We start from the raw sequence: 26,443 nt of genomic DNA, 5'->3' as shown, positions 1-26,443 counted from the left end.
TCAATTTTATTCGCAGTGAGTTAACTGCACGACTTGAAAAACAACTAAACGCCCCGATATCTCTTTCATGCAACAAGATGTAGATACCATGAAACTAAACTCACGAGATCAGCAAATTTTTTCAGCTGTTATGAACATGTACTGTAATGGTGAAGGCTTGCCTGTTCCATCAACAAAAATTGCCAAGCTCAAAGGCATGGCAGTATGCTCGGCTACGGTTCGTAATGCTATGGCTCGCTTAGAAAAAGTGGGGCTATTGTATTCACCTCATACATCTGCAGGACGAGTGCCCACAAATGAAGGGTTTGATTATTGGTTTGACGAGTTTTTTCCACTCGCTGACATTGCTAATTATTGGCAACCAGAGCAATCACAACTCGTTGAACTAGCACATGGTTTGAGCCAAAAATACCAAATATGTTGTTGTGTTGGTTTACCACAAGCCAGCTCGCAGCAAGTGTTTAGAGTAGAAGTGCTTGATTTTGATTCTACCGACTGGCTTATTCTATTAATAGACAGGGCTGGGCAGAGCCACAACATTTGTATTGATAAACCTCATGATTCGTCAGACTCTGTTCGTTATCAGTTTGCAACATGGTTGAACACCGTATTTAGCCAACAAACTCTAATGGAGGGTTTGTATCGTATGCAGGCGATGGCAAATACAGCGCCTCGAAATTGTCATGATTCGCTTAATCAATGGACGCGACAACTAAGTCAAAAATTAGGCTCAGATAATAGTATTGTAGTTGGCGAAAATTACCTCTATAAACAAATCGATTGTGAGCAAAGTTTAAATATTGGTGTTTCGTTTTTAAATTATGTAGAAGATAAACTCGCTTTTAAAAACGGTGTCTCGGTACTTAATAGCGAAAAATTGCCTTTTACTGAGTGTGATGAATTGATCGTAATAAGCGTGCCGTACTTTCAAAATCAAGAATACCAAAGCCGCTTTTGTATAATTTGCCCTAAATCAGCGCAAATCGAAGAAATAATTCGAGAATTTAAATTAATTGAGGCATCTAACTCTTGAATCTTTTTATTCAATCCCCATAATTACCGCAGTTGTAAAGAATTGGAGCACGTATTTTATGTCTGAGCAGACACAAAACCCTGAGCAAGAAGTAGAATTAAACGAAGAAATTTCTAAAATGCAGGCTGATGTAGAAGCAGCAGTAGAAGCCGCTGATCAACATGCAGAAGAAGAGCAAAGCCCTGAAGCAGAAATAGCTATGCTATATGCAGAGCTTGAAGCTGCTAAACAAACTATTGCTGATCAAAAAGATGGTGTTGTTCGTGCTGCAGCAGACGTAGACAACATTCGTCGTCGTGCAGCACAAGATGTAGAAAAAGCGCATAAGTTTGCACTAGAAAAATTTGCTAACGAATTACTACCTGTAATTGATAATCTTGAGCGTGCTATTGAGTTTTCTGATAAAGAAAATGAGACTCTAAAGCCGTTGCTTGAAGGTATCGATATGACAGTTAAAAGCTTTAACGATGCTGTTGCAAAGTTTGGTGTTGAAATTGTAAATCCACAAGGTGAGCAGTTTAATCCAGATTTTCATCAAGCAATGTCAATTCAACCAAGTAACGATGTAACACCTAATACAGTACTTGCTGTTATGCAAAAAGGTTACACATTGAATGGTCGTTTATTACGCCCTGCAATGGTTATGGTTTCTAAAGCTGCTGATGCTTAATTGAATTATTAGTTTTAAAAAATGCCTCATATTGAGGCATTTTTTTTGTCTTTTTTATAGTGAATTAACTGTACGAGCATAGTAAGCAAAACCGCGCTAAACATTAGACTTGAAAATGGCACTGCGCTTTTTGCATGCATAATAGCGAGTAGTGGGCCAACTAATGCGCCACTGCCAAAACGAAGTGTGCCAATTACGGCCGTTGCCGTGCCTGTGTTTTTTTCAAACTTCATTAATATTAGCGAGTCAGCATTACTTGCAGTGACGCCTAAGCTCATCATTAATGGCGCAATAGCAGCCACAATATAATAAAGTGATAAATGCAATAAGCTAAATGTTAACAAAGCCAGCCCCGATACAAATCCAAATGTAAGCCCAATATAGAGCATTTTTCGAGAGCCCAGCCTTGGTACAATTCGCGTATTTAAAAAGTTACCAAACATCAGCGCCATTACGTTAAAGGCAAATAACACACCAAATAACTTTTCTGACACTTCATATAAATCTAAATAAATAAATGGTACTGAGGTCAAAAAGCAAAAAAATCCAAACGATACAAACATAGAACTGAGTATGTCGGCACGTGCATCTTTATTACTGAGCACTGTTTTATAGCTGTCGAAAAACAGAGCGAGACCCTTTTTTTCGTTTTTGTGAATAGGAATATCAATTAGATACACTTGCACAAATGCCAATATTAAAAAGCTATACCCAGCAAGAACCAAGAATATGGTTGACCAAACAGAAAATCCTAAAATAAACGAACCAACAGAGGGGGCAACTAACGGCGCTACCATCATAATCATCGACACATACGACATTCCCTTAGCTGTATTTTGCTGATAAATATGGCGAATAATACCCGGTACTACTACCGTTGCTGCCGCTCCCGTAAATGCTTGCACTGCTCGAAGAGTCCAAAAAGCATGGATTTCGGTGGTAAAAGCCAGTGCAAGTGAGCTTGCACCAAATAAGGTTAAGCCGATACGTGCAAGCTTACGGCGGCCAATTTGATCGGCAATGGGGCCAAAAAATAGCATCCCTAATGAATAGCCTGCTAAGTAAATACTCAACGATATTTGTACATTGGGCATATTAGTGTGTAAATCGTTTGCAATTACCAGCATGGCAGGTAAGTACATATCTATCGCCAATGGCGTAATCGCCACGATACTGGCTAATAAAGGCAATAAAATACGGGTATTAAAAGACGAGGCTGAGGCGTCCATGTGTAAACTCAACAATCACTAAAAACAAGGGTTATAGTGTAACAGGGCATTGTATTTGGATAAACTTAGTTTGCCCGCTAAGTTTATCGTCATATTGCTTTTTTTTAATATAACGGTACATAAAGCAAATATTTTAAATTGGTACTGTGTTTGCTATTCTACAAGCAATAAAAAATTCATTACTTAAGAGAATTATCATGAAAAAACTAGTACTTGCAGTATTAGCGACAGCCGTTTTAGCCGGTTGTAAAACGTCACCAACAGGACGTACTCAAATAGCGCTTTACTCAGATCAACAAATGAGTGAAATGGGCACAGCTAGCTTTGCAGATATGAAAAGAAGCCAACCAATTAATAAAGATCCAAAAACAAATGCATATGTAAATTGCATTGCTGAAAAAGTAGTCGCTGTATTACCAAAAGAATACGCGTCGCAAAATTGGGAAGTAGTGGTATTTGAAGATGAATCTGCTAACGCTTTTGCATTACCTGGGGGTTACATTGGGGTTCATACGGGCTTATTAAAAATAGCCACCAATCAAGACCAATTAGCAACAGTGCTAGGGCACGAAGTAGGGCACGTAATTGCTGAGCATTCTAATGAGCGTGTTTCACAAAGCTCTATTTTAGATACCGGTATGCAACTGGGCAGCGCGGCACTTGAAATGGGTAATATTCAATACCGTAACGAAATTATGCAAGGCTTAGGTTTGGGCGCACAATACGGAGTTGTTTTACCATTTAGCCGCTCTCACGAATCAGAAGCCGATACTATAGGTCTGGATTTAATGGCACAGGCGGGTTTTAATCCACAAGAGTCGGTTACACTTTGGGAAAATATGAGTGCAGCGGGCAGCGGTACAACCCCTGAGTTTTTATCTACTCACCCAGCGCCAAGTAACCGTATTAAAAATTTACAAGCGCAAATGAGTAAAGCACTAAGCGAGCAAAGCACTGCTAAAGCACAGGGTAAAAACCCACAATGCACACTGTAGTTAAGCGCTTTACTATCTGAAGTAGTGTACGTTTAGTATTAATGCGTAATTAAAATAAAACCCCTGTAAGTATTTACCTACAGGGGTTTTATTTTAGTTTTTAAGCGTGGTTATTCAGCAGCAAGTGCTTGTTTAAATACATTTTTAAAGCGTTCGAAATCTTCAATGTGCGGCAGGTGCCCTAAATTATCCAGTTCAAATAATTGTGCGTCAGGGATAAGTGTTGCAGCGTGTTTGCCTAATTTATCATATCGACCAAGCTCGTAATCAACACCGTCTTTTTTCCAGTTACGGCCAGGGCCGGTTCTATCGCGTGTACCAATAATTAATTTAACCGGTACTGCTAAATCTTTAAATTCAGTTATTACAGGTTGAGTGAAAATCATATCGTATGTTTTTGCATTTACCCATGCCATTTGTTCTTTATCTGGGCCTTGTATTTGCCCTGTTATAAAGTCGGTTAAGGCTGAATATGTGGCATTCCACTTACCATCGTAGTAATTTTTTTGTTGGTATTTTCTTACGCCTTCTGGCGTTTTTGAAAATTCGTTTTTATAGAAAAAATTTGTATCTTTGTAATCAACATACTGCAGGTAGTTTTCAAGCCCAATAGGGTTAAGTAAAATTAATTTACTTGTTGTGTTTGGGTACATTAATGCAAAACGACTCGCTAGCATCCCACCCATAGAGTGCCCTAATACAATTGACTCTTTTATATTAAGTGAGTCCATTAACGCATGAGTATGATGAGCAAGAGCCGCAAATGAATACTGGTAATTAGTTGGTTTAGATGATTTTCCAAAACCAATTTGATCAGGAATTAATACGCCGTAGCCTAAAGATTGCAGGTATTGCGCAGTGGTAGTCCAGTAATCTGCATTAAAATTTTTGCCGTGCATAAGCGTCACTGTAGGCATGTCGGATTTGGTAGGCTTTAAGTAAATATAGGCCATTTTAAGAGACTGTTTTTGTGACTCAATGTTAAAGTAATTTACTTTAAAGTCGTACTGGTAACTGCTTAAAAGCGCATCATAAGAAAGTGAAGAGGTATCTTGCGTTGTGCTCGCTAATGCATTGTTTGTTAATAACAATAAAGTAGAAAAGCAAATAACTTTAATCGACGACATTTGGTTACTCCAATTAAGGACAAATAATATGAGCTCTAATATATAAAACTCAGAATAATTCATTATAGTAACCAAACATTTAGTACTATTCAATTGAGGCTTTGTCATGCTCAACGTTGTTTAATTTGGAGATGAAAAAAGCGAAGCTAAAAGAGAGCTTCGCTTATTAATGTAGGGTAAAACGAGTATCGTTAAAGCTTAAAACGTCCACTCAATATGGATTTGTGGCACTGACTCAGTGACTTCAGTACCTAGTTTATTGTGCCAGTATTGTAATTCCATACCCAACAGTAGTGTGTTTTCTTTCATTTGAAGAGCGTGGCCCATATCCCATACTAAAATAGGCTGTGCGAGTATCCACGCCTCTACATCGTTACCAAATTCATCTTCACGTTCTGCAATGTATTCAGCGTGGCCTTTAAAGCTAAATTTTTGTGAGCCAATAGTGAAAGGGTATTCAAAGGCAACATCAAGCATCCAGCTATTTGTTTCAATAGGAGCCCCGCCTTTTGCTACACCTTCACTATCGTCAATGTAAGCTGTGAATAGCGTTTGAAAAAAGTTAAACCCAGGTACATCCCAGCTTAATTTAACACCAGGCAAGTATTTCATTACTTTAGCGTCGCCAGCAACGTTAATACCACCGGTAAGGCCCACATCTAATAATGCGCCTGCGCCAATTTTTTCGCCGCTAATGGCCGATAAGCTTACCGTTGAATACCACTCACCATAAAAATCAGCATCTTGGTAACCATCATCGGTATCGTCTTTACTGTAATCGATAAAAAAGAAGTTATCGCCGTAATCGTAACCCGATGCATGTTGAACCGAGTAAACAGTGGTGTTTGACTCTTGCTCAGTGAATGGGTTTTTTTGGTTGCCATTATTAATATGTAGTGCTGTGCTGCTCCAATTAGCCGCAAAAGCAGAAGACGATAAAGCAATTGATGTAAAAGTAACGAGAGGAAGTAATTTTTTAAATTTCATATCTGTATTTAACTATAATTTTAGTGACACGCGAAGGCGCGCATTATAGCAAAAGTGATTGATATGTAGAGTATTATTTTAACATATGTTGCAGCTTACTTATTAAGCTGCAACATAGTGTGGGTGTTTAAACTATGCTTTATTACGGCGTAAGCAAATAACTGCAATGGCTATAAATGCTAAAATAAAGCAGTAATAAGAAGACGTTGATACTTCCCACGGGCTAATTTTAAACGTAGCACCTAATAACAATGCTTGGGCACCGTATGGCAATGAACCCTGTGTAACACAGGCAAATATATCAAGTAAACTGGCAGAGCGTTTACCGCTTATTTCACCGTCATCTGCTAGTTTTTTAGCAATAGGACCCGCGACAATAATAGACACTGTGTTATTAGCAATACATACATTACTTGTTAAAACTAACGCAGCGATACCTAATTGATCTGCCACTTTACGGTGCCATTTTGCAATGATTTTAGTAATCGCTTGAATTTTTTGAGCAATGTAATCAAGACCACCGTTAATACGAATAAATTCAGATAAGCCACCAATAAACATAGAAAGTAAAAATATTTCCTGCATATCAGTAAAGCCTTTGTAAATGTCTTTTACAAAGCTTGCGCCTTCGTAACTTCCTGTAAAACCCATTAATGCGGCAAAAATAATACCGCTAAACAACACTACAAATACGTTTAAGCCAGCAACTGCTAACACTAAAATAAAGGCATAAGGAAGTACTAACCAAATATCATAGTCTTTAGTTTCAACTACTTGTGCAGCAGGTGTTAAATAAAACAACAGGGCGATTGTTAGAATGGCTGCAGGGACTGCAATTTTAAGATTTTCTTTAAACTTGTCTTTCATTTCACAGCCCTGCGTGCGCGTAGCTGCAATAGTGGTGTCTGAAATAATAGATAAGTTATCGCCAAACATAGCGCCAGATACAATCGTACCTGCCATTAATGCTGGGTCTATACCTGTTTTAATTGATACCGCATAAGCGATAGGGCCAATGGCGCCAATCGTACCCATTGACGTTCCCATTGCAGTAGAAACAACGGCCGCAATTAAAAACAAACCAGGGAGCAATAACGAAGGTGGAATAAGTGATAAGCCTGCATTTACTACCGCATCTACTCCACCGGTTGCACTTGCCACAGCCGAAAAGGCACCTGCAAGTAAGTAGATTAAACACATGGTAATAATATTGTTGTGTCCGGCACCTTTAATAAAGGTCTCTACACATTGGTTTACCGTGCCTTTATTTAAAATAAACGCAAGCATAATAGCGGGCAATATAGCAACAGGTGCAGGTAGTTGGTAAAAAGCATAATCAACCCCTTGCGATTGCAAATACAAACCTGAGCCTAAAAATAGCGCTACAAAGGTAAGTAGGGGAAGTAAAGAAAGTATTGCTTTGTTTTTATTAAATGATGGCTGCATCATAATCCTCATAACCAGTAAAATTTATCACAGCCAAAACTCCTCTTTTAGCTGAATTTAGCAGTACAACTTTTTATTTTAAAAAGTTGTTAGCCGCAGCGTCCGCAAGCCAAAGACCAAATCGACGCGAAAGAGAAGTTTAAATGTATAGATGGCTAAAGTAAACTGGTATTGTTATTATTATTAAATTAAAAGGTCACCTGACTATTGCATGACTTTTAGATAATATCTATAAAGCAACGCGATTTTCAGCGATTAATATTTATCCAACTGCATAAAAATACCCACCTGCGTATTTTGTAATGCCCGGATATATGGCTAATAAACGGATTCAAATTAAATTAGGTAAAAACCATGACTACAAATCGAATAGGTGTTTTTGGTGCTAACGGCAGAATGGGCTTAGCCCTATTAGAAGCCGCGACAATTAAAGAGCAAACACAACTTACAGGCGCATATGTTCGTAGTGGTTCATCGCTATTGGGCATTAATGTAAATAAAGTAAATAGCGCAGCCGATAACAGTGTTAGCTTTAGCGACGAAAGTACAATAGATGATGTAGATGTTTTAATCGACTTTACGCTGCCAGCGGGCATGAAAAACCATTTAAAAACAGCTGTTGCACAAAAAATTCCTATGGTAATTGGCACAACAGGTTTAACAAATGATGATATGGCGCTATTACATGATGCTGCTAAACATATCCCTATTGTATTTGCGCGAAATTACAGCGTAGGTGTCAATGTATTACTCAACCTTGTGCAAACTGCAGCGACTAAATTTGGTGACGATTTAGATATCGAAATATTTGAAGCGCATCACCGTCATAAAATAGATGCACCATCGGGTACCGCACTGGCAATAGGTGAGTCAATCGCACAGGCGAAATGCTGGGATCACGACGAGGTTGCGGTATATGACCGAAGCCAAGTAGAAACGGCTAAATCTCAAAATGAGATTGGTTATTCTGTCCTAAGAGGGGGCGATATAGTAGGTGAACATACCGCATACTTCGCTACAATGGGCGAAAGGCTTGAATTAACACATAAAGCGAGTTCAAGAATGACGTTCGCTCTAGGTGCTATAAGGGCTGCAAGCTGGTTAAAAAACAAACCTGCTGGACTTTATGATATGCAAGATGTGCTAGATCTTAAGTAGTTTAGTTACTATTTTAACTGTTTGAGTCTAATTTCACCTACAGTGACTTATTTGTAACAATTAACCAAATAATGTTAGACCTAAATAGCAACTTCATGTAATATGCAGCCAATTTGCCAAAAATTACTAAATGCGTGTTTCCAATTATACCCAAGTGGCTAGTAAATCCAGGGTTTCAGTGGGAATGAAAATAGTTTTAGGCAAGAAAAATGATTGAAGGTTGAATGCTTTACATCTGCATCATTTAAGACTGCGTAAAACAATTTAAGCTCACAAAAATCTGGTTTTGACGATCCCTCTGGGTATTGGCGGGGTGTTAGGCAATTGCTTACTCCCGTTTTTTACTGTTAGGAGGTTTAACTTGACTAAATCCGCTCTGTTAGTCCTAGAAGACGGAACAGTGTTTCGCGGTACTGCAATCGGCGCTGACGGCATGTCAGTCGGTGAAGTGGTATTCAATACGTCTATGACTGGTTATCAAGAAATTTTGACTGATCCATCATACGCGGAACAAATCGTAACTTTGACGTACCCACATATCGGTAATACGGGTACCAACAGCGAAGACGAAGAAGCGAATCAAATTTGGGCTAAAGGCCTAGTGATCCGTGATTTGCCACTGCTAGCAAGTAACTTTCGTAACGAGCAATCGTTAGATGATTACTTAAAAGAACGTAATATTTTAGGTATTGCGGACATCGACACCAGAAAGCTAACTCGAATTTTGCGTGATAAAGGCGCACAAAACGGGTGTATTGTTGCCGGTGACGAGCTAGACGAAAATAAAGCGTTACAAGCCGCGCAAGCCTTCCCAGGCTTAAAAGGTATGGATTTAGCAAAAGTTGTCTCAACCAAGGAAAATTTTGAGTGGCGCGAATCAAGCTGGACATTAGGTGAAGGATTTAAAACCCTTGACGCTGCTGATGAAAAGTTTCATGTTGTTGCCTACGACTTCGGTGTAAAACGTAATATTTTACGTATGCTTGTAGACCGTGGTTGTAAACTTACAGTAGTACCAGCGCAAACTTCAGCCGCTGACGTACTTTCTTTAAACCCTGATGGTATCTTCTTATCTAATGGCCCTGGTGATCCTGAGCCATGTACTTACGCTATTGAAGCCATTCAAGCCTTTTTAGAAACCGACACACCTATTTTTGGTATCTGTTTAGGTCATCAGTTATTAGCCCTTGCCTCAGGTGCTAAAACAGAAAAAATGAAATTTGGCCACCACGGTGGTAACCACCCAGTTAAAGACCTAGACCGTAATGTAGTTATGATCACAGCTCAAAACCATGGTTTTGCAGCTCAAGAATCAAGCCTACCAAGTACGCTTCGTGCTACGCATAAATCGTTATTTGATGGAACGCTTCAAGGTATTCATCGTACTGATAAGCCTGCGTTTAGCTTCCAGGGTCACCCTGAAGCAAGTCCAGGTCCACACGATGCAGCACCATTATTTGACCACTTCATCGATTTGATGCAAGCGCGTAAACACTAATTTAACTGGAGTAATAATGCCAAAACGTACCGACATAAAAAGCATTCTTATCTTAGGCGCAGGCCCAATTGTAATTGGTCAAGCTTGTGAATTTGACTACTCTGGTGCTCAAGCGTGTAAAGCACTTAGAGAAGAAGGCTATAGAGTTATATTAGTTAACTCAAACCCTGCAACTATCATGACCGATCCTGAAATGGCCGATGCTACCTACATCGAACCAATTCACTGGGAAGTGGTAGAAAAAATTATTGAAAAAGAAAAGCCAGATGCAGTACTGCCTACAATGGGTGGTCAAACAGCATTAAACTGTGCACTTGATTTAGACAAGCACGGTGTATTGGCTAAGTACGGCGTTGAGCTAATTGGCGCAACGGCAGATGCAATCGACAAAGCAGAAAACCGTGAACGCTTTGACGTAGCAATGAAAAACATTGGCCTTGAATGTCCTCGTGCTGAAATTGCTCACTCAATGGAAGAAGCTAAAGATACAATGAGCCGAATTGGCTTACCATGTATCATTCGTCCTTCTTTCACCATGGGTGGCACCGGTGGCGGTGTTGCTTACAACATGGAAGAGTTTGAAGAAATTTGTGAGCGCGGTTTAGACTTATCGCCAACAAACGAATTATTGATTGATGAATCACTGATTGGTTGGAAAGAGTACGAAACAGAAGTTGTACGTGATAAAAACGATAACTGTATTATTGTTTGTACCATTGAAAACTTTGACCCTATGGGTGTTCACACTGGCGATTCAATCACCGTTGCACCAGCGCAAACGCTAACCGACAAAGAATACCAAATTATGCGTAACGCCTCTATGGCGGTATTACGTGAAATTGGTGTAGAAACTGGCGGTTCTAACGTGCAGTTTGGTATTAATCCTGAAGATGGCCGTATGGTTATCATTGAGATGAACCCACGTGTATCACGTTCATCTGCACTTGCATCAAAAGCAACGGGTTTCCCAATTGCTAAAATTGCTGCAAAGCTAGCAGTAGGTTACACGCTTGACGAGCTTCAAAACGATATTACTGGCGGTAAAACTCCAGCATCTTTTGAGCCTTCAATCGATTACGTTGTAACAAAAATTCCTCGCTTTAACTTTGAAAAATTTGCCGGTGCTAACGATCGTTTAACTACGCAAATGAAATCAGTTGGCGAAGTAATGGCGATTGGTCGTAACCAACAAGAATCATTACACAAAGCATTACGTGGTCTTGAAGTGGGCGCAACAGGTTTTAACCCAATAGTTGCACTTGATGACCCTAAAGCGAAAGAAAAAATCATCCGCGAATTACGCGAACCAGGTGCTGAGCGTATCTGGTACATTGCCGATGCAATGCGCCATGGTATGAGCGTTGATGATGTTTATGAGCTGACTAAAGTTAATCGCTGGTTCTTAGTACAAATAGAAGATATTTTAAAAGACGAAGCAAAAATTGGTGAAGTAGGTATGGCTGGTTTAAATGCCGACTTCCTACGTAAACTTAAACGCAAAGGTTTCGCAGATCCACGTATAGCTGAAATTGCTGGTGTATCTGAAGCTGAAATTCGTAAAAAACGTCACCTATTAAACATCGTGCCAGTATACAAGCGTGTTGATACGTGCGCCGCAGAATTTAGCTCAGACACAGCTTACATGTACTCATCTTACGATGAAGAGTGTGAAGCAAACCCAACAGATAAAGACAAAATCATGGTTATTGGTGGCGGTCCTAACCGTATCGGCCAAGGTATTGAATTTGATTACTGTTGTGTACATGCCTCGCTTGCGCTTCGCGAAGACGGCTATGAAACCATTATGGTTAACTGTAACCCTGAAACGGTTTCTACCGATTACGATACATCTGATAGATTATACTTTGAGCCAATTACACTTGAAGACGTACTCGAAATCGTACGTGTTGAAAAGCCAAAAGGCGTTATCGTGCAGTACGGTGGTCAAACACCACTTAAATTAGCACGTGAGCTTGAAGCGAATGGCGTTCCAGTAATTGGTACTTCACCTGATGCGATTGACCGTGCAGAAGATCGCGAACGTTTCCAACAACTTGTTGAGCGTTTGAACTTACTTCAGCCAGAAAATGCAACAGTAACTTCAACTGAAGAAGCACTACTTAAATCAGTTGAAATTGGTTTTCCACTCGTTGTACGTCCGTCGTATGTACTAGGTGGTCGTGCAATGGAAATTGTATACGATGAAGACGATTTGCGTCGCTACATGACCGAAGCTGTATCTGCATCAAACGAAGCACCTGTATTACTGGACCGTTTCTTAGATAACGCAATTGAAGTTGACGTTGACGCGATTTGCGACGGCGAGCAAGTAATTATTGGCGGTATCATGGAGCACATTGAGCAAGCCGGTGTTCACTCTGGTGACTCAGCATGTTCATTACCAGCACATTCTTTATCGCAAGAAGTGCAAGATGTGATGCGCAAGCAAGTAACCGACATGGCGCTTGAGCTTGGTGTTGTTGGCTTAATGAATACACAGTTTGCTGTAAAAGATGGCAAAGTGTACTTAATTGAAGTTAACCCGCGTGCAGCACGTACTGTACCGTTTGTATCAAAAGCAACCGGTGTAGCGCTTGCAAAAGTGGCGGCTCGTTGTATGGCGGGTCAGTCTTTGGCAAGCCAAGGTATTACTAAAGAAGTGATCCCTCCTTATTACAGCGTTAAAGAAGTTGTTTTACCATTTGCTAAGTTTCAGGGTGTGGATCCAATTCGTGGCCCTGAGATGCGCTCAACGGGTGAAGTGATGGGTGTTGGTGATACTTTCGCCGAAGCATTCGCAAAAGCACAATTAGGTGCAAGCAACACTTTACCACGCGGTGGTCGCGCGTTATTATCTGTTCGTAATAGCGATAAGCCACGCATTGTTGAATTAGCCAAGATTATGACCGACTTAGGTTTTGAACTTGACGCAACGGGTGGCACGGCACAAGCTCTTGAAGAAGCTGGCATTGAAGTACGACGTGTAAACAAAGTATATGAAGGCCGCCCGCATATTCTTGATTATATCAAGAATAAAGAGTACAGCTATATCGTTAATACCACCGAAGGTCGCCAAGCGATCGAAGATTCGAAGGTGTTACGTCGTGGTGCATTGCAAAATAAAACCAACTATACGACAACCTTGAACGCGGCTTTTGCTAACTGTACTGCTAACAAAGCAGATGACCGTAGTAAAGTAACGTCAGTTCAAGAGCTACACCTGCGATTGAACTAAGGAAATGTGCCAAGGCCAACTAGGGCCTTGGTGTTAAGTGAGAAAAGTATGCAATCAATTCCGATGACAGTTCGTGGCGCAGATTTACTGCGCAAAGAGCTTAACGAATTAAAAACAGTTACCCGTCCAAAAATTATCGCCGACATTGCTGTTGCGCGTGAACACGGTGACTTAAAAGAAAACGCTGAGTACCACGCTGCACGTGAGCAACAGGGTTTTTGTGAAGGTCGTATTCAAGAAATTGAAGCTAAACTTTCAAATGTTCAGATAATCGACGTAACTAAAATGCCAAATACGGGCAAAGTTATTTTTGGTACCACAGTAACTATAGTAAATGTAGATACGGATGCTGAAGTAAAATATCGTATTGTAGGCGATGATGAAGCAGATATTAAAAACAACTTAATTTCTGTTAATTCACCGATTGCACGTGGCTTAATTGGTAAACAAGTAGACGATGCAGTGTCTATCCAAACGCCAAAAGGTATCGTTGAGTACGAAATCATTGAAGTTGAGTATCTTTAACGCATAACTCACTTTAACGTTTTAAATAAAAACCGATGTATTTACATCGGTTTTTTTATGCCTTAAATAAGTCGCTATAACAATTAATCACTATACTGTTCAGGGTATTCATATTGCATAAAGAGTAAGCATGATGATATAGGTACATAATCACTTTATACCAATCTGCTTATATATGGGGTCTATTTAACGTTAAGAAAATTACGCTAGAACTAGGCAAAAGTTTTAATATCTAGTTGTTCTAAATAAAAAACTTTTAACGACGTTATAGTGCAATTTAATTCGTTAAATTGATCAAAGATTTATGCAGGTTGGTATTATTAAAAAGGAACACTCAATGGCTAATATACTTTACCCAGCGCCTTTAAAAGTAGGCTCTAAAATTGCTATTTGCTCGCTTTCATCTGGGCTAAAAGAAAAGTATCACGGACGCTTAGATATTGTTATAAATGGACTACAACAACGAGGGTATAATGTTGTTGAAGGCGAGTTTTTACGTCAAAATAAACCACGCGAACAGCTTAATGCTAAAGCGCATGCTAAGCAGCTAATGGGTTTTTTATTAGATGATGAAATAGATGCGATTATGCCGCCAATGGGTGGTGAGCTGGCAATGGAAATACTGCCACTACTTGATTTTAACGCCATTAAAGAAGCAAAGGCTAAGTGGTTAGTTGGTTTTTCTGATGTGAGTACTATTGCATGTGCACTCACTGCTAAGTGCCAATGGGCAACCCTTCACAGCGCCAATCTTATGCAGTTACACCCAGATGAAAAAAATCCGTACAGTTTACAAATATTTGAAACTCTGACCTACGAAGCCGGTAGTAAATTTGAGCAAGGTCCTTCTTCTTTATACCAAAAAAATAAGCCTAATTACGCGCAAAACCCGAACGAATTACTCAGCCCGAGTGAGCCCACAAACTGGCAATGTTTAAACTACACAGATAAACGTACCATAGAAATGTCTGGCCGGTTATTTGGTGGGTGTTTAGATACCGTAGGTTTATTGCTCGACTCGCCATTTTTAGCGCTGCATGAGTTTAAAAAGGACAGTGCGCCCGAAGGGCTTATTTTATACCTCGAAAACTCAGAACTTACACCAACAACCGTTGCACGATTTTTACTGTCATTAAAATTAGCCGGAATATTTGATGACATCAATGGCTTGGTTTTAGGGCGAAGTGAAATAACACAAGGTCATTACGATGCCTTTGATTATCGCCATGCGCTTGATGTTGCGCTAGGTGGGTGTTTATTTCCTGTAATTTTTGATGCCGATATAGGGCACGTTCAACCTAACTTAAATTTGGTCAATGGTGCTACCTGTACGCTAGTTGCTGATATAAACGAAGGTATAGTAGATCGCGCATCGTTAAATATTCAACTTTCGTAGTTTTTATTGTATTTAGTTTTGAAAAACAAATAAATACAAGCGTATAATATGCCTACAGTAAGTGCTAATGCTTACTGTAAATTCTCAGGGCGGGGTGAAATTCCCCACCGGCGGTATGTTTAATGTTTTTTATGACTTAAACGAGCCCGCGAGCGCTTTATTTAACTTATTTTAGGTTAAGTAAAGGTCAAGCAGATCTGGTGAGATGCCAGAGCCGACGGTTACAGTCCGGATGAAAGAGAATATGGCTTATTATACTAAAACCAATTTTATTAAAGACATGACCGTTGTATCGCGTTAAGTGAGCTATTTTCTTTGCGCTATAATTAGTCACTAATTTAATGTTATTGGTATAACAGTGTGCGCTGCATTTTGCTGCGTGCTTTTTGTTATTTTATTTAAGCTATTTTGGTAGTGATCGCTTTAAATTTAAGTGATGTATTACTGATCCTTTCACAGTCCTGAATCTATTATTTTTATTTGGAATATAATGATGATTCAGTCTCTACTTACTCAATTCGGCGAAAGCCATACCCGCGTACAAAGCGCCATCACTGCACTACAGCAAGGCCAAGGCGTACTTGTTGTTGATGATGAAAACCGTGAAAATGAAGGCGACTTTGTTTTTTCAGCTGAGCATTTAACGACTTCTCAAATGGCCGAAATGATCCGCGAAGGCAGCGGTATTGTTTGTTTATGCATGGGGGATGAGCGCATTAAACAGCTCGACTTACCGCAAATGGTAGCTAACAATACGAGTCAAAATAACACCGCTTATACAGTCACTATTGAAGCTAAGCATGGCGTAACAACAGGTGTGTCTGCTGCTGATAGAGTAACTACTATAAAAGCAGCGACAGCCGATAATGCAAAACCAAGTGATTTATCGCGCCCAGGGCATGTATTTGGTTTAAAGGCACAAACGGGTGGCGTATTAGTGCGTCGCGGTCATACCGAAGCATCCGTTGATTTAATGCAACTTGCCGGCTTAAAACCATTTGGCGTAATTTGCGAACTGACAAATCCTGATGGTTCAATGGCGCGCTTACCTGAGGTGAGTGATTATGCTAATAAACATAATATGACCGTGGTTTCTATTGAAGATTTAGTGCAATACATTCAGGCTGCACAGCGCAAAGTAAGTTAAACTGCTTTAAAGCAAAAAAACCACTTATTTAAATAAGTGGTTTTTTAATATTGTTATCATTTAAGTTTATAACGTATTACTTATAAAACCTGAATAACTTGCTCTTTTGCTAAGCGAGATTTAGGTAATTTAGCATTATAATCTTCAGCGCTATCATGATAGCCAAGTACTAATGCCACGTCGCATACGTAACCATCAAGTTCTTTTTCAAAGACTTCGCCAATCAGCTCGGCATCTACGCCTTCCATTGGGGTTGAATCAATGCCTAAACGTGCAGCGGCATGCATAGTGTTACCCAGTGCAATGTAAGTTTGTGCTTTAGTCCACTCTTCATTAACGCCTTGCTCATCAGTATTCATATCAACAAACGCATAAGCACCAAAAGCTTGTTCGCGATTTTCTGCTTTAGTACGGCCATTTTTAATATCTGCATCAATAACTTGAGCGTAGTCATCGCGGGTATATTTAGGATTGTGAGCGAATAATATTATATGCGAAGCTGTTTTAATATGTGGCTGGTTAAACGCAAATTTATTAGCAAATGTACTATGCATACGCTCTTTAGCTTCATCTGATTCAATTACGATGAATTTCCAAGGCTGCGAGTTAATAGATGATGGAGATAGGCGCATAGCTTCGTAAATAACGGCTAAATCGTCTTGAGATACACGTTTCGTTGCATCGTAACGTTTTGCTGTGTAACGCTTTTCTAAGTCATTAATAATAGGGTGAGTCATTAGTTTCTCCATTGAGTAGGTGTTTTACCAGTATTTACTATGTTGAGTCAGTTTTAGTAAAAACAAACCCTTTTAAAAATTTATTACAAAAATAATATCGTGTTTTTAAATCACTCTAATTATTTAATTCAATTGATATCTACGTAAAGTAAAGCCTATCAATATAGCTAGGTACGGATAGTAGTGGGTTATTACAATATGATAAACAGGTATATGGTTGAATCATTATCAAATATTATTAGGTAATAGTTTCTTTAATAAATATAAATACAGCCATAGCCACCCCGAAATATTGGTTGAAGACACCAATTAATTCAGGCAGCGCGTATTTGGTATTTATAGAATTAAAAACCTTCCAACACTATTTTGCCAATAGAGCGACCTTCTTCAAGTTCTGCGTGTGCAATACGCAGGTTAGCCGCATTTATAGTGCCTAAATTTTTACCAATCGTTGTTTGAATATGGCCCTGATCAATTAACTCAGCAACATGATTTAATAACTTGCTTTGCTCAATTAAATCTTTGGCATTAAACATTGAGCGGGCAAACATAAATTCCCAATGTAGCGATAAGCTCTTCATTTTTAATTTACTAACATCTAATAACTCAGGATCGTCAATCATTGCAATTTTACCAAATGGTGCAAGTACCTCTGTATACGCTTCAAAGTAAGTATCAGTACTGTGCAGACTTGCTACATGTGTTACCGAGTCAATGTTTAATGCGTCAATTTGAGCGGGTAATGGTTTTGTATGATCAACAACATAATCTGCGCCTAGTTTTTTAACCCATGCCTGTGAGCTTTCACGCGATGCAGTGGCAATCACTGTTGCACCAGTAATCGCTTTAGCAAGCTGAATAAAAATAGAACCAACGCCGCCTGCGGCACCTGTTACTAAAATAACTTCGTCTGATTTTGTTGTTGCATCAGCTGCTTGTTTTACAATGTTTAAATGCTCAAATAATAACTCGTACGCTGTTATTGCAGTAAGGGGTAATGCAGCAGCTTCAGCATCGTTTAAGCTCTGCGGTTTGAATCCTACAATGCGCTCATCCACTAATGGAATTCTGCATTACTACCTGGGCGAGTAATATCACCTGCGTAATAAACCGCATCACCTGGTTTAAAGTCTGTAACAGCTTCACCTGTTGCAACCACTTCGCCAACTGCATCCCAACCAATTACTTTTACTTCACCGTTTGTTGGTGGCATATATAGGCGCACTTTATAATCGGAAGGGTTAACTGCAATAGCTTTAACTTTAATTAATAAATCACGACCTGTTGCAACTGGCTGTGGTAATTCAACATCAATTAACGATTCAGGATTAGAAACAGGAAGAGATTTTTTATAACCAATGGCTTTCATAATAAGTGTCCTAATTTGTTTACATATAAGGTGCAAGCCATGCTTTGGCTAGCTGATGGATAGATAGTAGACCTTGCTTTAATATAGATAAACCGCATAATTGTTGGGTCATTATCAAATATAAATAGATAATATGAACATAGAAGATTTAAAACTTATTTTAAAAGTAGCTGAGTTTAGAAGTATTACGCTCGCAGCTGCTAAGTTAGATATGCGTACAGCCACAGCAAGCGCTGCTATTAAACGTGTTGAGGCAGCCCTTGGTAGTGAGCTGTTTGTTCGTACAACACGTCATTTAAGGTTATCGGCTGCTGGGGAGCGCTACATACCACAATGTGAGCAGGCTTTAGCTGTACTTGAGCTTGCAAAGCAGAATCTAAAAGGTGAGCACGACGAAATTGAAGGGGAGTTGCGCGTTGCCCTTTCATCTGATTTAGGCCGTAACTTAGTGATTCCATGGATTGATGAACTCATGGACACTTATCCAAAGCTAAGTTTAAGAACGCATATAAGTGATAGTAATATCGACTTTTACCGTGACTCAGTTGATATAGCGCTTCGTTATGGCTCGCCTAATGATGCTAGCGTTTATGGATTCAAAATTTGTAACGTACCGCGCTTGTTATGTGCAACTGACGAATATCTCTTACAAAACGGGGCTCCCATGCATCCCGATGATTTAGCGTCGCATCAAGGTTTGTTTTATCAGTTGCAGGATATTATAAATAATACGTGGGAATTCACCGATGGTGAGTCAAAATATAAAGTTAAAATGAATGGCAGGCGCGCCTCAAACGATGGCGATTTAGTAAGGCGCTGGTGCGTTGCGGGTAAAGGCTTGGCTGTAAAATCAGCCCTTGATATAGCCGATGATTTACTCAATGACAGGGTGGTTACTGTAATGCAAGATTATCAACATGTTAATGGTGAACTTTGGCTTATTTGCCCAAGTAGGCAGTCAATAACCCCAGCGGTGCGTTTACTACGTGATGCATGCAGAGCAAAATCCCAAGCTATTTTGCAGCAGTTGGTAAAGAAAGGAATTATTGATAAAAGCGTACTGAGCTAATTAGTCTACTTAATAGTGCCACCGGCTTAGATCTGGTGGCATTATTTTTTATTCGCTAACTTAGCTTTTTATTAAAAAACTCAACGGTACGTTGCCATGCAAGTTCGGCATTGTCTTTATCATAGCGACCCGTCGAGTCGTTATGAAAACCATGATTTGCCCCTTTATACATATGCATAGTGTATTCAACATTATTAGCTTTTAAATCTTGTTCGTACTGTGGCCACGACGCGTTTACACGTTTATCCAGCTCGCCTAATTGAATCATTAACGGTGCTTTAATATTTTTACGTAAACTTTCACTGGCGGGAGTGCCGTAAAAAGGCACGCCAGCGCTGATTAAATTACTATCTACTGCCGCTAAATAATTAACAATGTAGCCACCAAAACAAAAACCGACAGCGCCTAATTTACCGTTACTGTTAGCATGCGATTTTAAAAAGTGCGCTGCGGCAACAAAATCGTTTTGAATTTTAGCGCGATCCATGGTTTTTTGCATAGCGCGTCCTTCATCATCGTTACCAGGGTAGCCACCCAGTGGAAAGAGCGCGTCGGGTGCAAACGCAATAAAACCGACTTTAGCTAAGCGTCTTGCTACATCCTTTACGTAAGGGTTTAATCCACGGTTTTCGTGTATCACGAGTACAACGGGAAGCTTGCCTTCTATGTTTTTAGGGGTTGCTAAGTAACCTTTGCCTTTACCGTGCCCGTCTGGCGAATCGAATTCTTCGTACGTTGCTGTTATATCGACGTCATTAAACGACACTTGTTCAGCCAATGCGTAATTAGGTAATAATGCTGATGTAAGTACAGCCATCGAAAAGCCAAGAGCAGCAAGGCCACCGAGTTTCTTCATAAAAGTACGTCGGTCCATTAAACCGTGGGCGTATTCGTCATACCAATCAAAGGCTTCTTGAGGAATGTGATCAGAGGGAGATGTATTCATGGCTGTTCCTTAACTTTATTATGTCTATTTATTATTTAAATACCATAACGTATTAGGGATAAAAAACGAGCAATATTTCTCTCAATTATTAGGACTGTTGCCAAAGTTATCCGTCAAGCAAGGAAAGGAGCACATTCCTTTGTTGTGCGGATATTAAAGAAACCATTTCAAGGTGATTTAAATCTTTTATCTCATAAATGCTCACTTTTGGATTATTAAGAGTAAGCAACCCATTATATGGACTCACTTTGTCTGCATTACTTGCAAGTATGTAAGTTTTTTCAGAATAACTAGGTGTGCTAAGTGCATTGAATAGATTAAGTTTGTAAGCAGGAACTCCACTTTCTTCAATTATTTTAATAGCCACTTCATTCAAATAATCATCACCTAAAAACATACTATAAGTAGGGTGAGTTAACCTAGCAATAGTATTTAATGCAGTTTTAAAATTAATCATAGGAGCAATAAGTATATGTTTATCAATATTTAGCTTGGTTTTTATGTGACTACTCGCAACTGCACCCATTGAATAGCTAATAAGAGATATATTTTCATATTCTTGTATCTTTATATATTCACTCACAATATTTGCGTTTACTAAACCAAAATCAAATGGTTCGTTTTGGTTAGGCGAAGGTGCAACAATAACGTCAGCTCCTGTAAAATGAGCAAGCCAGCGTGATTGCATGCCATAGATCGTGTAATCAACACCATAGCCTGGGAATAAAACGATTAAATTATTTTTTTTAACAGAGTGCTTATTTTCGTTATTTAAGTTTTCTTCGAACGTTTTAATTTTAGAATCGATTTTTAATTCAAAATTGAGTGTAACCGTTGAAATTTCTGTGCCATTATTAAACATTGTTGGTGAGGTGTATAAAAAATCCACACAATGTTTATTGCTTATACAATGTTGGGTTTTCTTCCCCAAAACATTGCTATCTACAACTGCTTTATCAAAAATAACAGGTTTAACTGGCTTCGTTATTTGCTTGGCAATAAAGTGCTGACAGCCGCTCAAAAGAGCAACATAAGACAAGATTAGAACTATAAAAAAACGCATTAGATTCCTTTCCTATATACAAAAATTTGTAAAAATAAAGCCTTAAGTGTCTAACTTTTAAGTACCTTCCATAGTATAAGATACAACGAATTTAAATAATGTGAACTTACCTAGGTTTGTAAATTCATTCATAACCAGTCTCTGATAAGCCCTCATCTACGCCGATTAAAAAGTCGAGCCCTACAAACGCAAACGATATTGCAACGGCGCCTAATAGCATTAAGTTGCGGTTATTCTTTTTGTAGCCAATTGTGGTTAGTACAGCAAATACAATAAATAAAATAAGTTGAAGTGTGCCCATCATTATTCCTTTTGAGGGTTATATTTATAGAGTCAAACTATCAGTAAGATAAAGACTTGGCAAATAGGTGAATATCATTTTTAAGCTAAAAATAAAAAGCTCGGCATAATATGCCGAGCTTTTTTGGTTGGGATGTTACTTAATTTAGCTATTAGTAGGCGCTGGTTGGGCATCTACTAGTGGTGGCTTGCCACGCATTTTACGTACTAATCGTTTAGCATCTTCTAGTGCAACATACTGGCACGGTATAAGTATCAGTGTAATTACTGTGGCAAATAACACACCAAAAGCAAGTGATACAGCCATTGGGATAACAATTTTAGCTTGTAAACTCGTTTCAAAAATAATTGGCATTACACCAATAAAGGTAGTGATTGAGGTGAGTAATATCGCTCTAAAGCGACGAGCACCGGCTTGTACTACTGCATCTTTAATTGCAACACCTTCGGCGCGGGCTTTATTTACAAAATCAACCATAACGAGGGAGTCATTTACGACCACACCCGCTACAGCAATAATGCCAAACATAGATAAGCTGCTCATAGTCATACCTAAAATCATATGGCCAAACATCGCGCCCACTACACCAAACGGAATAACCGACATTATAATAAGTGGCTGCGAGTATGAGCGAAGCGGAATCGCTAACAAGGCAAATATAATCATCATTGATATACCAAAATCACGAAGCTGTTCTGAAGCGCTATCCATTTCTTCTTGAATGCGCCCAGCTACATCACTTGTAACGCCAGGGTAGCTTTTAAGTAATGTTGGTAAGTATTCGTCACGAATTTCCTCAGCAATTGCAAATGGTTCGGCTTGGTCGGTATTTACCGCAGCCCATACGTTTACAGTGCGTTTAGAGTTTTCGCGGCGAATACGGTTTACACCGTCAACCAGCTTAACTTCGGCTACTTCACTTAGCGGTACTTCAGCGCCTGTAGGTGTAATAATACGCACACTTGCTATGTCACTTATTGAGTTACGTTCGTCTTCTGGGTAGCGGATCATGACTTTAATTTCTTCGCCTTCACGCAATATTCGCTGCGCTTCTAAGCCGTAGTAACTAAAGCTAACTTGCGACGCTACATCAGCAAGCGTTAATCCCATGCTGTAAGCGAGTGGTTTTAAATCAAGTTGCACTTCGTCGGTAGCGCTTTGCATTGAATCGTTTACGTCGCCAACGCCTTCCATTGTTTGTAATTTGGCTTTTAATTTACCAGCCACTTCTTTTAGCTCGTCAGCATTTTTGCCTTCAAGTTTAAAGCTAACGTCGCCATCATCTCGACCGCCATTCATTATACTGTCTTGAATGGTCATGGTTTTAATGCCTGGTAGGGCGGGCATTTGCTCGCGCCATAACGCACTTAGGGCAAAGGTATCGATAGGGCGTAAGTCAGGCTCTACCAAAATGGCCATAATATTTGCTTGCGTTCGTCCGCGCAGGCTTACCGATAAATCGCGGATCATCGGTTTACCGTATTGCTCTTGTAGTTGCTGATCGACCTTTAACAACACGCTTTCTATTTTACGTGCGGTTTCAAGCGTTGCTTGCTCAGATGAGGCAAGGTTCATTTCTATATCAATACGCGGAAAGTCGTGCGGTATTTTAGGGTTTGGTACAAACTTAACTAAACCACCTGCAAACATACCTGCGCTTACAATAAGCAAACACATAAAGCCAACAATTACGGTATAGCGGTAGTGAATACAGCGGCTAACAAAAGGAAGGTAGTAGTTATTCACAAAGCCTTTTAAACCACTATCAATCACCATACGTAAGCGATGTAATGGATTTTTAGGATTTGGTTTACGTGGGTTCATTGCTGCAATATGCGCAGGTAAAATTAGTTTTGATTCAATGAGTGAAAAAATCAAACATAAAATAATAACGCCACCAATTGCCTTAGAAAAAGCAGCGCCAGGGCCGGTTGCGAGTGTTTGAGGTAAAAATGCCGCAATAGTTGTTAGTACACCAAAGGTTGCTGGCATCGCAACGCGTTTAACACCGCGTACAACGTTATCAAGTGTGTGGCCGTATTTTTCTATTTCGGCACTGGCTGACTCGCCCACAACTATGGCGTCATCAACAACAATCCCGAGTACAAGTATAAAGGCAAAAAGAGAGGCTAGGTTAATTGTTACATCTAAAAAGCCAATAGGCATAAACAAAAAGGCGCCCAGAAAAGACACCGGTAAACCCATCATTACCCAAAATGCTAAGCGTAGCGGTAAAAATAGTGCCAGCACTATCATTACTAACAAGCCACCCCAAATCATGTTATCGACCATCATATCGAGTCGACCTTCAAGGTAGTAAGTTAAATCAACAATAGGAGAGAGCTTAACGCCTGCAGGTAAAAGTGGCTCTTTAGTTGCCATGTAGCTTTTAAGTACTTTTGCTACATCGGTAATGTCTTGATCTTTTGATGCGTTTACTTCAAACGAGAGTGAATTTTTACCATTATATTTTGAATATTGTAGACCTTCTTCAAAGCCATCATTAATAGTTGCAACATCGCCTAAATAAATTTGTGCGCCATCAGCAAGGGTAATAAGTGGCAGTTTTTCAAACTCAAAACCACGGTAGGCTTGTTTTTCAACACGCATCGAAATATAACCATTTTCAGAGCGTATTTGCCCCGCCGACATATTTGCCGAAAAGTTTTGCACGGCGCCTGCAATATCTCTAAATGTTAATCCGTACTCGCGTAGTTTATCAGGGCTGACTTCTATACCAATTTCGTATTCTAAGCCGCCGTTAAAATTAACAAGGTTAACGTGAGGCAGTGCTTGTAACTCGTCTTTTATATCGTTGCCAAGCTCTTTTAACTGGTAGTTACTCATGTCGCCGTAAAGCGCGAGTATCATTACTTCTTGCTCAAATTTATCGCGGCGCACAACAGGGCGTTCCATCCCTGCAGGAAAGGTGTTTATTGAATCAACTTGTACTTTAATTTCATCAAGTACTTCTTGTGGATTGTATTGTTCTTCTATTTCAATCCAGGCTTGTGAAAAACCACGGTTAGAGTAAGTAATTAGGCGTTTAATGCCTTCAATACCTTCGAGGTTTTCCTCAACTTTTATGGTTATGCCTTCTTCAACCTCTTGCGGGGCTGCACCTGGGTAAACTGCTTGTACGCTTATCCAGTTGCTTTCAAACTGTGGGAACATTTGTTTGCGAATGGTCATCGCCATTAAAATACCGCCCACTAATATAAATATCATTAGTAGGTTGGCTGCAACGGGATTTCGGGCAAACCATGCTATTAACCCTGTTTCACGAGTGTTCATGATTATTCCTCTTTCAGCGCAAGTTGAGTTACATCAGTTTTATCAGGCGCAATATCTTCAATTTTTACTGCCATACCTTCAGTTGGGTATTCAAGCGCTGAGGTAACAATTTGCTCGCCATTGTTTAACCCTTGGCTGGCTATAATCATGCCGTTTTGTTCGCGTATAATATTGAGGGTTTTAAACGACAATGTTAAATCGTCATTTAAAATTACAATTTTATTATCTTTAACTAAGTGGTGGGCAACAATAATTGCGTTATCAAGCGGGCGACCTTCAATGGTAGCGTTAATGTATGAGCCAAAACGAAGAGGGCGTGTTTTGTCGCCATAAGGTGTTGCAAGTTGTGCTACCAAATAGCTCATGCGGCTTGTTTGATCAACCACACCTTCGGTGCGAATTACTTTGGCTTGCCACATTGTTTGTTTACCTGCGTATTCTGCGTTAAATATAACATTTGAGCCTACGCCGCCATTTTTTAAATATTGCAGTTCTTGATCGGCAACCGGTAAACGTACCTCTGCAACTGAGGTTGCGCTTAGTGCGCCAAAACTATTACCTGGGTTTACTACTGAACCCAAGCTAATTGTGCGCTCATTAATAATGGCATCATAAGGGGCTTTAATATAAGTACGCTCAAGATTGCGGCTAGCACGCTTAACACTTGCTTGAGCAGAGCGATAACGCGCTAATTTTTCTGCCAGCTGTGGTTTTCGTAAATAAAGTTCTGATGCGATAGCGTCGCTTGAGTCTGACTTAATGCGCTCCCATTCAGCTTGAGCGACATGTGCTTGCGCGCGTTCTATTTCAAGTGCTGAGCTTGCTTGTGCTAAACCCGCTTGCGCTTCAATAAAGTCTGCCTCGTAATCATTTGCATCAATTCGTGCTAAAATATCGCCTTGCTTTACAAACGCGCCTTCAACAAATTGATCTGATACCGAAATAACTTGCCCGCTAACTTGTGCTATTAGCTCGGTACGATACTTTGGTTTAACAATGCCGTACGATTTAACATCGAGCGTTATAGAATCTAAAAGTACGCGTTGTGTTGCTACTAAAGGACGTAAATCTTGCTTTGGCTTTTCTTCGGGTGGTTTTTTCATTGCCATAAAGGCGAAAGCTAAAGCAATACCGCCTGCTAAAACAGCGATTGGGAGTATTATTTGTTTTGTAGTAGCCACAAGGCATTCCTTCATAATTGGTGGTGACAGAGCAATA

General features: G+C 39.7%; 20 protein-coding genes, 1 pseudogene and 1 riboswitch. Of the genes and pseudogenes, 10 read left to right on the top strand and 11 right to left on the bottom strand.

What is annotated here, in order from left to right:
- Positions 1-67 precede the first annotated feature (67 nt).
- Positions 68-1,033 (top strand): HrcA family transcriptional regulator, encoded by a 966-nt coding sequence (locus H5120_RS02650; protein WP_004335385.1) that lies wholly within the window; start codon positions 68-70, stop codon positions 1,031-1,033.
- Between the two features lie 58 nt (positions 1,034-1,091).
- Entirely contained in the window at positions 1,092-1,703 is a 612-nt protein-coding gene (grpE, locus tag H5120_RS02645) for a nucleotide exchange factor GrpE (protein WP_024597391.1), read from the top strand.
- 26 nt (positions 1,704-1,729) lie between these two features.
- Here the strand turns inward: grpE and H5120_RS02640 are convergent, their stop codons facing one another.
- Entirely contained in the window at positions 1,730-2,932 is a 1,203-nt protein-coding gene (locus H5120_RS02640) for a Bcr/CflA family efflux MFS transporter (RefSeq protein WP_182673510.1), read from the bottom strand.
- A 197-nt stretch (positions 2,933-3,129) separates the two neighbouring features.
- Here H5120_RS02640 and H5120_RS02635 point away from each other — a divergent pair, with 197 nt between their 5' ends.
- Entirely contained in the window at positions 3,130-3,927 is a 798-nt protein-coding gene (locus H5120_RS02635; protein ID WP_182673509.1) for a M48 family metallopeptidase, read from the top strand.
- Between the two features lie 110 nt (positions 3,928-4,037).
- Here the strand turns inward: H5120_RS02635 and H5120_RS02630 are convergent, their stop codons facing one another.
- The 3 genes from H5120_RS02630 to H5120_RS02620 all read right to left on the bottom strand — a co-directional run bounded on the left by H5120_RS02630 (position 4,038) and on the right by H5120_RS02620 (position 7,487).
- Positions 4,038-5,054 carry an alpha/beta fold hydrolase gene (locus H5120_RS02630; protein WP_182673508.1) on the bottom strand — a complete coding sequence of 339 codons (1,017 nt, stop codon included), beginning with the start codon at positions 5,052-5,054 and terminating at the stop codon, positions 4,038-4,040.
- Between the two features lie 198 nt (positions 5,055-5,252).
- Positions 5,253-6,041, bottom strand: coding sequence for a nucleoside-binding outer membrane protein (locus H5120_RS02625; protein ID WP_024604219.1), 789 nt, complete (start codon positions 6,039-6,041; stop codon positions 5,253-5,255).
- A 132-nt stretch (positions 6,042-6,173) separates the two neighbouring features.
- Complete coding sequence (locus H5120_RS02620) at positions 6,174-7,487, bottom strand: Na+/H+ antiporter NhaC family protein (protein ID WP_182673544.1); 1,314 nt, start codon at positions 7,485-7,487, stop codon at positions 6,174-6,176.
- A 354-nt stretch (positions 7,488-7,841) separates the two neighbouring features.
- On the opposite strand from H5120_RS02620, the gene dapB reads away from it, so the two are divergent.
- From dapB to ribB, 6 genes are all read left to right on the top strand, one after another.
- Entirely contained in the window at positions 7,842-8,645 is an 804-nt protein-coding gene (gene dapB / locus H5120_RS02615; RefSeq protein WP_182673507.1) for a 4-hydroxy-tetrahydrodipicolinate reductase, read from the top strand.
- A 361-nt stretch (positions 8,646-9,006) separates the two neighbouring features.
- Entirely contained in the window at positions 9,007-10,143 is a 1,137-nt protein-coding gene (carA, locus tag H5120_RS02610; protein WP_182673506.1) for a glutamine-hydrolyzing carbamoyl-phosphate synthase small subunit, read from the top strand.
- A gap of 16 nt (positions 10,144-10,159) precedes the next feature.
- On the top strand, positions 10,160-13,378 hold the full coding sequence (gene carB, locus H5120_RS02605) for a carbamoyl-phosphate synthase large subunit (RefSeq protein WP_182673505.1): 3,219 nt from the start codon (positions 10,160-10,162) through the stop codon (positions 13,376-13,378).
- A 48-nt stretch (positions 13,379-13,426) separates the two neighbouring features.
- The gene (gene greA / locus H5120_RS02600; protein WP_004335404.1) at positions 13,427-13,903 is read left to right on the top strand and encodes a transcription elongation factor GreA; all 477 of its coding nucleotides are present in this window, start codon (positions 13,427-13,429) and stop codon (positions 13,901-13,903) included.
- 337 nt (positions 13,904-14,240) lie between these two features.
- A complete protein-coding gene (locus H5120_RS02595; protein WP_182673504.1) occupies positions 14,241-15,299 on the top strand; it encodes a S66 peptidase family protein in 1,059 nt (352 codons plus the stop codon).
- A gap of 76 nt (positions 15,300-15,375) precedes the next feature.
- A riboswitch (FMN riboswitch) is annotated at positions 15,376-15,547 on the top strand.
- 245 nt (positions 15,548-15,792) lie between these two features.
- On the top strand, positions 15,793-16,446 hold the full coding sequence (gene ribB / locus H5120_RS02590; RefSeq protein ID WP_182671740.1) for a 3,4-dihydroxy-2-butanone-4-phosphate synthase: 654 nt from the start codon (positions 15,793-15,795) through the stop codon (positions 16,444-16,446).
- A gap of 80 nt (positions 16,447-16,526) precedes the next feature.
- Here ribB and H5120_RS02585 read toward each other — a convergent pair whose 3' ends face one another.
- On the bottom strand, positions 16,527-17,183 hold the full coding sequence (locus tag H5120_RS02585; RefSeq protein WP_004335410.1) for a nitroreductase family protein: 657 nt from the start codon (positions 17,181-17,183) through the stop codon (positions 16,527-16,529).
- A 344-nt stretch (positions 17,184-17,527) separates the two neighbouring features.
- Positions 17,528-18,552, bottom strand: a pseudogene (locus H5120_RS02580) (zinc-binding alcohol dehydrogenase family protein).
- Between the two features lie 133 nt (positions 18,553-18,685).
- Here H5120_RS02580 and H5120_RS02575 point away from each other — a divergent pair.
- Entirely contained in the window at positions 18,686-19,621 is a 936-nt protein-coding gene (locus H5120_RS02575) for a LysR family transcriptional regulator (RefSeq protein WP_182673503.1), read from the top strand.
- Positions 19,622-19,676: 55 nt separating this feature from the next.
- On the opposite strand, the gene H5120_RS02570 is transcribed toward H5120_RS02575, so the two are convergent.
- From H5120_RS02570 to H5120_RS02550, 5 genes are all read right to left on the bottom strand, one after another.
- On the bottom strand, positions 19,677-20,567 hold the full coding sequence (locus tag H5120_RS02570; RefSeq protein ID WP_182673502.1) for a dienelactone hydrolase family protein: 891 nt from the start codon (positions 20,565-20,567) through the stop codon (positions 19,677-19,679).
- A 106-nt stretch (positions 20,568-20,673) separates the two neighbouring features.
- The gene (locus tag H5120_RS02565; protein ID WP_182673501.1) at positions 20,674-21,630 is read right to left on the bottom strand and encodes a hypothetical protein; all 957 of its coding nucleotides are present in this window, start codon (positions 21,628-21,630) and stop codon (positions 20,674-20,676) included.
- 124 nt (positions 21,631-21,754) lie between these two features.
- Positions 21,755-21,934, bottom strand: a complete 180-nt coding sequence (locus tag H5120_RS02560) for a hypothetical protein (protein ID WP_133120253.1) — start codon at positions 21,932-21,934, stop codon at positions 21,755-21,757.
- Between the two features lie 141 nt (positions 21,935-22,075).
- On the bottom strand, positions 22,076-25,225 hold the full coding sequence (locus H5120_RS02555) for an efflux RND transporter permease subunit (protein WP_182673500.1): 3,150 nt from the start codon (positions 25,223-25,225) through the stop codon (positions 22,076-22,078).
- A 2-nt stretch (positions 25,226-25,227) separates the two neighbouring features.
- Positions 25,228-26,406 (bottom strand): efflux RND transporter periplasmic adaptor subunit, encoded by a 1,179-nt coding sequence (locus H5120_RS02550; protein WP_182673499.1) that lies wholly within the window; start codon positions 26,404-26,406, stop codon positions 25,228-25,230.
- Positions 26,407-26,443 lie beyond the last annotated feature (37 nt).

It is taken from the genome of Pseudoalteromonas sp. SR43-2, from assembly GCF_014163885.1.
GTDB lineage: Bacteria > Pseudomonadota > Gammaproteobacteria > Enterobacterales > Alteromonadaceae > Pseudoalteromonas > Pseudoalteromonas distincta.
Note: the sequence above shows the minus strand (reverse complement) of the source record. Positions and strands in the feature narration are given on the sequence as shown.